Source organism: Kitasatospora sp. NPDC051853, assembly GCF_044452665.1.
GTDB lineage: Bacteria > Actinomycetota > Actinomycetes > Streptomycetales > Streptomycetaceae > Kitasatospora.
Genome location: NZ_JBITBY010000004.1, coordinates 453,878 through 462,392 on the forward strand (window position 1 = coordinate 453,878; position 8,515 = coordinate 462,392).

The window sequence follows — 8,515 nt, forward strand, 5'->3', positions numbered from 1 at the left end:
ACCCCCCCCCCCCCCCGGGCCCCCGGCGGCCCCCCCCCCCCCCCCCCCCCGGGCCCCCCCCCCCCCCCCCGGGGGGCGCCCCCCCCGCGCTGGGGGGGCGGCCCGCCCCTCGGTCCGTTGCCACGCTTGCCGTACCGTCATCGCGGCTCGATCAGCTTGAATGCGCCCTTGTAAGGGAAGTCCGGTTCGGTCAGCCTCCAGGTCCGCCCGACGAGGTCGCGGTACCACCGTTCACCGAAGGGGCCGATGGCGCGGGAGGAGTCCGCAGGGATCTCTTCGAGCCGGCCGCTTCCGACCGCCGACTCGATGAAGGCCGAGAACCGCCGGAACTCGTCGGGAGAGGTGAACTCGAGGATCTCTTCCCACGCGGTCTCATCACCCTGCATCAGAAGTCTCCTCCGGGGATCCGATCGGCATCGACCCGCTCCGTGAGGAAGACCTGACCTCCTCCGCCGACCAATCCTCGCTGAATCTCGGCTGCGCCGATCTCTGGTCCTGGCTGCCTTCGCGACCTCGGCGATCCTGCCGAGTGGGGTGACGCTGGAGGTGGTTCGGCTCCTGTCGTTGCTGTGCCTGTTCTTCCTTCATCGCCCCGGCACGTCGCATCATCTCATCGGCGATGTGGTGCCAGGTCGGACCCCAGCAGCGGAGGTCGGCGCCGGCGGTGTGCAGCAGGTCGGCGTCGTGCGGGCGTTGGAGCACGGCGAGGCGGAAGGCGAGGTTACGGGCCCAGACCGGCATCCGTGCCCAGTCCTCGGCCAGGACCTCCTCCAGGACGGCGACGATCTCGTCGGCGTCGGTGAAGGTGACGATCTCGATGAAGTCCGTCACCGGTTCGTCGAAGTGGACACCGGGTTCGTGCTCGCCGATGAACCAGCGGCAGATCTGCCGGAAGTCGGAGGACACGGGGGCTCCTGGTCAGAGGGCGCGGGCGAGGGTGAGGGTGCCGGCGATGACGGTGGTGGTGGCGGTGTGTTCGTGGTCGCGGAAGGCCTGGGAGGGGTCGGGGCTGACGGGGGTGGTGTCGCGGGGGGTGAGGCCGTTGGGGTGTTGGGCGGCGCGGAGGCGTTCCCAGGGGTCGAGGCCGCAGACCGGGGTGCCGGTGCAGGCGTCGGCGGCGAGGAGCAGGGTGACCAGGTCCCACTGGCCGGTCTCCAGCCAGACGTCGACCCAGACCGGGAGCCAGGTGTGGAGGTAGCCGCGGAGCGGCTCGGGCATCCGGTCCGGTTCGGCGCCCCAGTCGGTGAGGTGGAAGGCGGTCTGGGCGAGGTGGTGGCCGGTGGACCAGTCGACGGTCCAGGGTTCCGGGGTGGCGCCGAGCCAGGTGGCGGCGGCCAGGGCGGCCCAGTCCGTGCGCTGGTGGGGGAGGCCGGTGATGCGGCGGGCGTTGGCCACGGCGAGGCGGTGGTGGGGGAGGAGTTCGACCGCGTCGGCGGCCCGCAGGGTGGCGAGGACGCGCAGCAGTTCGTCCAACTCCCGGTGCCGGTAGCCGACTCGGGCGAAGTGCGCGTACACCTCCAGCGGGTCGGTGGCCCGGGGGAAGCGCAACTGCCGTTCGTAGAGCAGGTTCCCGCCCTGCAGCTGGTGCCAGCAGAACTCGAGGGTCTCGCCCGCCGCCGCCTGGTCGCGCCGCCCGGCGACGCCGTCCCGCAGGACGAGCGAGGCGGCCAGGGCGGATGCGCCGAGCGGGGTGTAGGCGGTGTCCGGGGCGGACGGGTCGAGGGTGGCGTCGGGCGGGAAGGCGCCGTGGCCGAGTTGGTGGGCGCGGTGCAGCCAGTGCAGGGCGCGGGAGGAGAGCTGCTGGGCGGCGTGCAGGAGGCGGTCCGTCATCGGATGCCTCGGGTGGCCAACAGGCGTTCGGTGAGGGTGAGTTGCAGGGCGGTGCGGCTGCTGTCGTCGCCGGTGAGGCGGAGTTCGGCGAGCAGCGGGGGCAGGCGGAGGGCGGGCGGCAGCGAGCCGGGCCCGGGGAGGTGGGTGAGCCAGGCGCACCAGCGGAGCAGGCGCAGCGCGGTGCGGTGGTCGCCGCGGAGCACGGCGCGGACGGTGCCGCGGGCGACGGCGAGGGGTTCGCGGCGGACGGAGCGGTGGACGGGGCCGTCCAGCCCGGGCAGTGCGAGCGGTGCCAGCAGGGCGAGTTGGGCCGACCAGCGCTGCCAGGAGTCGGCCGGGTCGGGGGTGCGGTCGGGCTGGGGGACGGGGTGGGCGGCGAGCAGGCCGGAGGTGTGGTCGAGCCAGGCGGTGGTGAGGGGGTCGGGGGAGGGCGGGAAGACGCCGAGGGCGGTGGAGAGGGCGGTGGCGGTGCGGCGGTCCGGGGCGGTGCGGGTGAGGAGTTGGGGGGCGAAGAGGTCCGGGCCGAGCAGGCGGAGCGCGGCGAGCTCGGCCGGGTCGGTGGGGTGGGGCGGGGTGACGGGGCGCTCGGCGCCGTCCAAGGCGTCCAGGACGCGGTCGGCGAGGCGCTCGGCGGCGGCGGTGTACTGGTCCCGCAGGACGGTGTTCGGCACGGGGCGCTCCTGCTCGGTAGTGGTTGCCTCGGGGGCGCGAGGAACTGCGCGCGGGGGAACGGCAGGTGCTGCAACTGGCTCGCATGCCCCGATCCGGCGCTGGGCCGCCTTCCGTGCTCGCGCAGTTCCTCGCGCCCCCGGGGTGACCACGTACGTTCCTCACGCCGCGGGTGGCCGACCAGGTGCGTCAAGGGGTGTCCCCCTGGGCCCGGTGGGACGACGGGCGCAGGGGGACGGGGTCAGCCGCGTTCCTCGGGGGGCCTGGCCGGGCGCCGTTCCGGGGGTGTCCTCGGGGTGAGGAGGAGGGCGCCGACGGCCTCGGGACGGTGGACCGGTGCGGCACTGAGTGTCGTCTCGCCCTCGGCCAGCAGGGCGGCCAGCGCGGCACGTGCGGCCGGGCCGGCGACCGGTCTTATCCCGGTGCGGATCTGAGTGGGCATCAGATGTCTCCTGTTGTTCGGGTGCGGCGTCGACGTTGACGCCGCACCCGACAACGCTATGAGCACGAATCGACCGGAATGCCCGGGGCGCGCCGGACGGGTCGTCAGATCGGCGGCGACGCGCCGGTGCACGGGTGATTACCGCCCGGTACGGTCGGTCCATGACGACTGTTCTCATCACCGGCGCGACCGCCGGAATCGGCGCGGCCTTCGCCACCCGCCTGGCCAAGGACGGACGCGACCTGGTGCTGGTCGCCCGTGACGCGCAGCGGCTGTCGGACGCCGCCGCCGAGCTGACCAAGACGTACGGGGTCGAGGTCGAGGTGCTCCCGGCCGACCTGGCCACCGACGAGGGCATCACCGCCGTCGAGGACCGGCTGCGCGCCACCGTGAAGCCGGTGGACATCCTGATCAACAACGCCGGCTTCGGGAACCGCGGCGCGTACCTGACGGTGCCGCTGGAGCAGGAGCTCGACATGCTCAAGGTGCACGTCGAGGCGATCCTGCGGACCACCTCCGCCGCGATCCCGGGCATGCGCGAGCGCGGCTTCGGCGCGGTGGTGAACGTGGCCTCGGTGGCGGCCTTCCTGCCGCGCGGCACGTACGGGGCGACCAAGGCGTGGGTGGTCTCGTTCACCCAGGGCATCGCCCGGGACCTGGGCGGCACGGGCGTGCGGATGATGGCGCTGGCGCCGGGCTTCACCCGGACCGAGTTCCACCAGCGGGCCGGGATGGGCACCAAGAACGTGCCGGGCTGGGGCTGGCTCTCGGCGGAGCGGGTGGTGGACGAGGCGCTGGCCGACCTGGCGCGCGGGCGTTCGCTCTCGGTGCCGGGCAAGCGGTACAAGGCCGTGGTGGCGATCGCCCGGCTGCTGCCGAGCGGCGGCCTGGGCGGGCTCTCCTCCAAGGCGGCCCGGACGTACCGGACGAACTGAGCCGGCCCGCCCCGCGGTCCTGGCACGGTCCTGACGGGGAATCAGGATCGCAACTCATTATTAGCGCGCCTAACTATGAGCTATGCTCGGTACGCGGGTGGGACACCCCTGCCCGCGTACCCGGTTCATGGAGGACGCCCGTGCGGCCCGACTCGGTCGACTGGACACCGCCCGCCAGGGCGAAGGACGAGCCACGTCCGCCGGCGCAGTGGCGCCGCATCCTGGCCCTGTTCCGCCCCTACCGGTGGCGGCTGCTGCTGGTCGGGCTGCTGGTGGCGGCGTCCGCGCTGGTCTCGGTGGTGACGCCGTTCCTGCTCCGCGCGGTGCTGGACACCGCCATCCCGCAGGGCCGCACCGGGCTGCTCAGCCTGCTGGCGCTCGGCATGGTCGCGACCGCCGTGGTCGGCTCGGTCTTCGGGGTGTTCCAGACGCTGATCTCCACCACCGTCGGGCAGCACGTCATGCACGACCTGCGCACCGCCGTCTACCGGCACCTCCAGCGGATGTCGCTGGCCTTCTACACCCGCACCCGCACCGGCGAGGTGCAGTCCCGGATCGCCAACGACATCGGCGGGATGCAGTCCACCGTCACCTCCACCGCCACCTCCCTGGTCTCCAACCTGACCGGCGTGGTGGCCACCGTGGTCGCCATGGTGGCGCTGGACTGGCGGCTCACCGTGGTCTCGCTGCTGCTGCTCCCGCTCTTCGTCTGGATCAGCCGCCGGGTCGGCAACGAGCGCAAGAGGATGACCACCCAGCGGCAGAAGCAGCTGGCCGCGATGAGCTCCGCCGTCCAGGAGTCGCTCTCGGTCAGCGGCATCCTGCTCGGCCGCACCATGGGCCGCTCCGACTCGCTCTCGGCCGACTTCGACCGGCAGTCCACCGAGCTGGCCGGGCTGGAGGTGCGCACCTCGATGGCCGGGCGGTGGCGGATGGCCACCATCGGGATCGTGATGGCCGCGATGCCGGCCGTCATCTACTGGGCCGCCGGGATGGCGGCCGCGGGCGGCGCCCCGTTCGTCTCGATCGGCACCCTGGTCGCCTTCGTCTCGCTCCAGCAGGGGCTGCTGCGGCCCGCCGTCAGCCTGCTCTCCACCGGCGTGCAGGTGCAGACCTCGCTGGCCCTGTTCCACCGGATCTTCGAGTACCTCGACCTCCCGGTGGAGATCGCCGAACCGGCCGAGCCGGTCCGCCCGGCGGCCGTCCGCGGCGACGTGGTCCTCGAGGGCGTGGAGTTCCGCTACCACCCCGAGCAGGAGCGGCCCACGCTCACCGGCATCGACCTCAAGATCCCGGCCGGCGGCTCGCTGGCGGTGGTCGGCGAGACCGGCTCCGGCAAGACCACCCTGAGCTACCTGGTGCCCCGGCTCTACGACGTGACGGGGGGTCGGGTGACGTTGGACGGCACCGACGTGCGGGAGCTGGCCTTCGACACCCTGGCCGACGCGGTCGGCGTGGTCTCCCAGGAGACCTACCTGTTCCACGCCTCGGTGGCCGACAACCTGCGCTTCGCCAAGCCGGGGGCGACCGACCGGGAGCTGGAGGAGGCCGCCCGGGCCGCCCAGATCCACGAGCTGATCGCCGCACTGCCGCAGGGCTACGACACCGTGGTCGGCGAGCGGGGCTACCGCTTCTCCGGCGGCGAGAAGCAGCGCCTGGCGATCGCCCGCACCGTGCTGCGCAACCCGCCGGTGCTGATCCTGGACGAGGCCACCAGCGCGCTGGACAACCAGACCGAGCGGGCCGTCCAGCAGGCGGTGGACGCTCTCTCCGAGGGCCGCACCACGATCACCATCGCGCACCGGCTCTCCACCGTCCGCCGGGCCGACCAGATCGCGGTGCTGGACGGCGGCCGGGTGGCCGAGCTGGGCACCCACGAGGAGCTGCTCGCGCTGGACGGGCGGTACGCGGCGCTGCTGCGCCGTGAGTTGCCCGCAGCGGTGGTCGCGGAGGAGGGGACGGAGCGTCAGGCCGCCATCGGGCGCTCGTTGTAGACCTCGGCCAGCTCCTGGCCGGAGAGCTCGTGGATCGCCGCCATCACCCGGTCGGTGACCTCGCGGCGGGCCCGGGCCGAGCGGGCCTGGCCGTGCAGCTCGTCGAAGCGCAGCGGCTCGCCGAAGCGGACGGTGACCTTCTTCAGGCGCGGAATGCGCTTTCCGACCGGCAGGATCTCCTCCGGGCCCTGCAGTGCCACCGGCACCACCGGCACGCCGGCGGTCAGCGCCAGCCAGGCCACCCCGGTCTTGCCGCGGTAGAGCCGGCCGTCCAGCGAGCGGGTGCCCTCGGGGTAGATGCCGAAGGCCTTGCCGTCGTTCAGGATCTCCAGGGCCGACTCCAGCGAGGCCTGGGCCGAGCGGTAGGTGCCGCGCTCGACCGGCACCGCGTTGATCGCGGTGAAGAAGGCCTTGGAGAGCGCGCCCTTGAGGCCGGTGCCGGTGAAGTACTCGGCCTTGGCGAGGAAGAACACCTGGCGCGGCGCGGTCAGCGGGATCACCACGCTGTCGACGAAGGACAGGTGGTTGCTGGCCAGGATCACGCCACCACCGCGCGGCACGTTCTCCAGCCCCTCGATGACGGGGCGGTAGACCGCCTTCGCCAGGGGCTTGAGCACGAGCTTGGTGATGAGGTTGATCATCTGGTCTCCCTGGCCGGCCGGTCGTGTCGGCGAGCGTGGCTCGCCGTCGCGCTAAGTTCCCGCCCGGTAACTTCGGACGAGACCAGTCCGCAGGTTACGTCATCGACCCCGCCGTCCGTCCACTGCTCCGCTCCGTGGGACGGTGCGATCCACGTCACGCCGGAGGGTGCGGAATGTCCGTGTCCGGGCGGTAATCTGACGGATCGTCTCCCTCGCCCAGCGCAGCGGAGTACATCCGCAGGGTGTCGGCGGCCGCCCGGGCCAGCAGCCGGCGGGCCTCCGGCGGGGTCAGCACCTCCACGTCGGTGCCGAACGGCAGCAGCGTCCGCGCCTCCTCCACCGCCCCGAAGCCGAACTCGGCCAGCACGTGTGACGGACCGTCCGGCACGGGCGGGCCGAGCAGCGAGGAGGCGTGGATCCGCAGCAGCAGGTCCAGCCGCCGCCGGTGCACCCGGGCACTCACCCGCACGTCGTCCCGCTGCCGCTCCACCCTCCGCCGCAGCCCGGCCCACACCTCCGCCAGCCCCACCCCGTCGCGCCGCCGCACCGGCGCCGCCGTGGTCTCCGCCCGCAGCACCCGGTCGGCGCGGAACAGCCGGGGCTCCCCGTCCAGGTCCGCCACCAGGTACCAGACGCCCGCCTTGCTCACCAGGCCGTACGGGTCGACGGTGTACGCGCTCGGCTCCGCCGCCCGGCCGTGGCGGTAGTCCAGCGCCAGGCGCCGGTCCTCGAAGACCGCGCGCTGGAGCTCACCCAGGTCGGCCGGGCCGGGAGCCGCCGGGCCCCTGGCCCAGCGGGCCGGGTCCACCAGGATCCGCTCGCTGACCCGCTCCGCCTCCGGCCGGTGCGGCGCCGGGAGCGCCGCCATCACCTTCCGCAGCGCCGAGCCGATCGCCCCGCCGAGGCCCAGCGCGTCGTGCGCCCCGTCGGTCGCCAGCACGAACAGCGCCCGCGCCTCGTCCGCGGTCAGCCCCGTGACGTCGGTGCGGTACCCGGGCAGCAGTCGGATCCCCCCGCTGCGGCCGCGCTCCGCGAAGACCGGCACCCCGGCGGCGGACAGCGCCTCCACGTCCCGGTACACCGTGCGGACGGAGACCTCCAGGCGCCCGGCCAGCTCGGAGGCCGGCACCAGACCCCGGGTCTGGAGCAGCAACATGATCGACAGCAGGCGGTCGGCTCGCACGGGGGCAGCGTAAAACCTGACAGAGGATGTCCGGTAATCGCGGCAGAGTGCCCTCGTCAGCCCGAGGAACCACTGCCCTCAGAGAGGTCCGTTCACCATGGACGCCACCGCATTCGACCCCCGCCCCGACTACCTCCGCGCCCTCGACCAGCTGGAGAAGCTGCTGCTCCTGGTCACCCCCGAGCAGCTCGACCGGCCCACCCCGTGCGCCGAGTTCGACCTGCGCGCACTGCTCGACCACACGGTGGGCGGCGTCCACCGGATCGCCTACGTCGGGGAGGGCGGGCGGGGCCTGGACGTCGCCGCCTCGGTCGGCACGGTGGAGGACGGGGAGTGGGCGCAGGCGCTCGGGCGTGCCCGGGAGCGGGCGGCGGCCGCCTGGGCCGACGACGCCAAGCTCGACCGCCCCTCCTCCGTGCCGTGGGGCACCATGCCGGGCCGGTTCGCCCTCGGCGGCTACGTGATGGAGGCCGTCACCCACGCCTGGGACATCGCCCAGGTGGTCGACCCCACCGCCGACTTCGACGAGGAATTGGCCCTCGGCGCCCTCACCGTCGCCCGCGAGGTCCTCCCGGCGGACGGCCGCGACGCCACCGTCCCCTTCGGGCCCGTCCGCCCCGCCCCGGCCGAGGCCGGCCCGACCGCCCAGCTCGCCGCCTGGCTCGGCCGGGACGTCCGGTAACCCCTTCGGGAACGCGAGGAACGTAGGTGGTCACCCCGGGGGGGGGGGGGGGGGGGGGGGGGGGGGGGGGGGGGGGGGGGGCGGGCGCGCGGCCCCCGCCCCCCCCCGGGGGGCGGGGGGGGGGGGGGCGGGGCGGGGC

General features: G+C 74.0%; 10 protein-coding genes. 3 read left to right on the top strand and 7 right to left on the bottom strand.

Going from position 1 to position 8,515, the window contains the following annotated elements; translation table 11 throughout:
• Positions 1-137: 137 nt before the first annotated feature.
• The 5 genes from ACIA8O_RS14375 to ACIA8O_RS14395 form a co-directional block, all read right to left on the bottom strand.
• Positions 138-386, bottom strand: coding sequence for a hypothetical protein (locus tag ACIA8O_RS14375; RefSeq protein ID WP_396294018.1), 249 nt, complete (start codon positions 384-386; stop codon positions 138-140).
• Positions 376-906, bottom strand: coding sequence for a hypothetical protein (locus ACIA8O_RS14380; protein ID WP_396294019.1), 531 nt, complete (start codon positions 904-906; stop codon positions 376-378). Before ACIA8O_RS14380 ends, ACIA8O_RS14375 begins: the two co-directional genes overlap by 11 nt.
• A gap of 12 nt (positions 907-918) precedes the next feature.
• Positions 919-1,830, bottom strand: coding sequence for a DUF6895 family protein (locus ACIA8O_RS14385; protein WP_396294020.1), 912 nt, complete (start codon positions 1,828-1,830; stop codon positions 919-921).
• On the bottom strand, positions 1,827-2,501 hold the full coding sequence (locus tag ACIA8O_RS14390; protein WP_396294021.1) for a hypothetical protein: 675 nt from the start codon (positions 2,499-2,501) through the stop codon (positions 1,827-1,829). The genes ACIA8O_RS14385 and ACIA8O_RS14390 overlap by 4 nt, the downstream gene beginning before the upstream one ends.
• Before the next feature lie 239 nt (positions 2,502-2,740).
• The gene (locus tag ACIA8O_RS14395) at positions 2,741-2,941 is read right to left on the bottom strand and encodes a hypothetical protein (protein ID WP_396294022.1); all 201 of its coding nucleotides are present in this window, start codon (positions 2,939-2,941) and stop codon (positions 2,741-2,743) included.
• Positions 2,942-3,102: 161 nt separating this feature from the next.
• Here ACIA8O_RS14395 and ACIA8O_RS14400 point away from each other — a divergent pair, with 161 nt between their 5' ends.
• Both ACIA8O_RS14400 and ACIA8O_RS14405 read left to right on the top strand, forming a co-directional pair.
• The gene (locus ACIA8O_RS14400) at positions 3,103-3,876 is read left to right on the top strand and encodes an SDR family NAD(P)-dependent oxidoreductase (protein WP_396294023.1); all 774 of its coding nucleotides are present in this window, start codon (positions 3,103-3,105) and stop codon (positions 3,874-3,876) included.
• Positions 3,877-4,016: 140 nt separating this feature from the next.
• Complete coding sequence (locus tag ACIA8O_RS14405; protein ID WP_396294024.1) at positions 4,017-5,870, top strand: ABC transporter ATP-binding protein; 1,854 nt, start codon at positions 4,017-4,019, stop codon at positions 5,868-5,870.
• Here ACIA8O_RS14405 and ACIA8O_RS14410 read toward each other — a convergent pair.
• Together ACIA8O_RS14410 and ACIA8O_RS14415 are read right to left on the bottom strand one after the other, a co-directional pair.
• Positions 5,843-6,511: a lysophospholipid acyltransferase family protein gene (locus ACIA8O_RS14410; RefSeq protein WP_396294025.1), complete on the bottom strand. Its 669-nt coding sequence runs from the start codon at positions 6,509-6,511 to the stop codon at positions 5,843-5,845. The two genes, ACIA8O_RS14405 and ACIA8O_RS14410, sit on opposite strands and share 28 nt — an antisense overlap.
• Before the next feature lie 154 nt (positions 6,512-6,665).
• Positions 6,666-7,694, bottom strand: coding sequence for a helix-turn-helix transcriptional regulator (locus tag ACIA8O_RS14415; protein ID WP_396294026.1), 1,029 nt, complete (start codon positions 7,692-7,694; stop codon positions 6,666-6,668).
• A gap of 97 nt (positions 7,695-7,791) precedes the next feature.
• Here ACIA8O_RS14415 and ACIA8O_RS14420 point away from each other — a divergent pair, with 97 nt between their 5' ends.
• Positions 7,792-8,376, top strand: a complete 585-nt coding sequence (locus tag ACIA8O_RS14420) for a TIGR03086 family metal-binding protein (protein WP_396294027.1) — start codon at positions 7,792-7,794, stop codon at positions 8,374-8,376.
• Positions 8,377-8,515: the final 139 nt, after the last annotated feature.

Bases quoted from the DNA above. Each gene is read 5' to 3' on its own strand.
- ACIA8O_RS14375 (WP_396294018.1), bottom strand. From the start codon at position 386: ATGCAGGGTGATGAGACCGCGTGGGAAGAGATCCTCGAGTTCACCTCT.
- ACIA8O_RS14385 (WP_396294020.1), bottom strand. From the start codon at position 1,830: ATGACGGACCGCCTCCTGCACGCCGCCCAGCAGCTCTCCTCCCGCGCC.
- ACIA8O_RS14395 (WP_396294022.1), bottom strand. From the start codon at position 2,941: ATGCCCACTCAGATCCGCACCGGGATAAGACCGGTCGCCGGCCCGGCC.
- ACIA8O_RS14400 (WP_396294023.1), top strand. From the start codon at position 3,103: ATGACGACTGTTCTCATCACCGGCGCGACCGCCGGAATCGGCGCGGCC.
- ACIA8O_RS14410 (WP_396294025.1), bottom strand. From the start codon at position 6,511: ATGATCAACCTCATCACCAAGCTCGTGCTCAAGCCCCTGGCGAAGGCG.
- ACIA8O_RS14420 (WP_396294027.1), top strand. From the start codon at position 7,792: ATGGACGCCACCGCATTCGACCCCCGCCCCGACTACCTCCGCGCCCTC.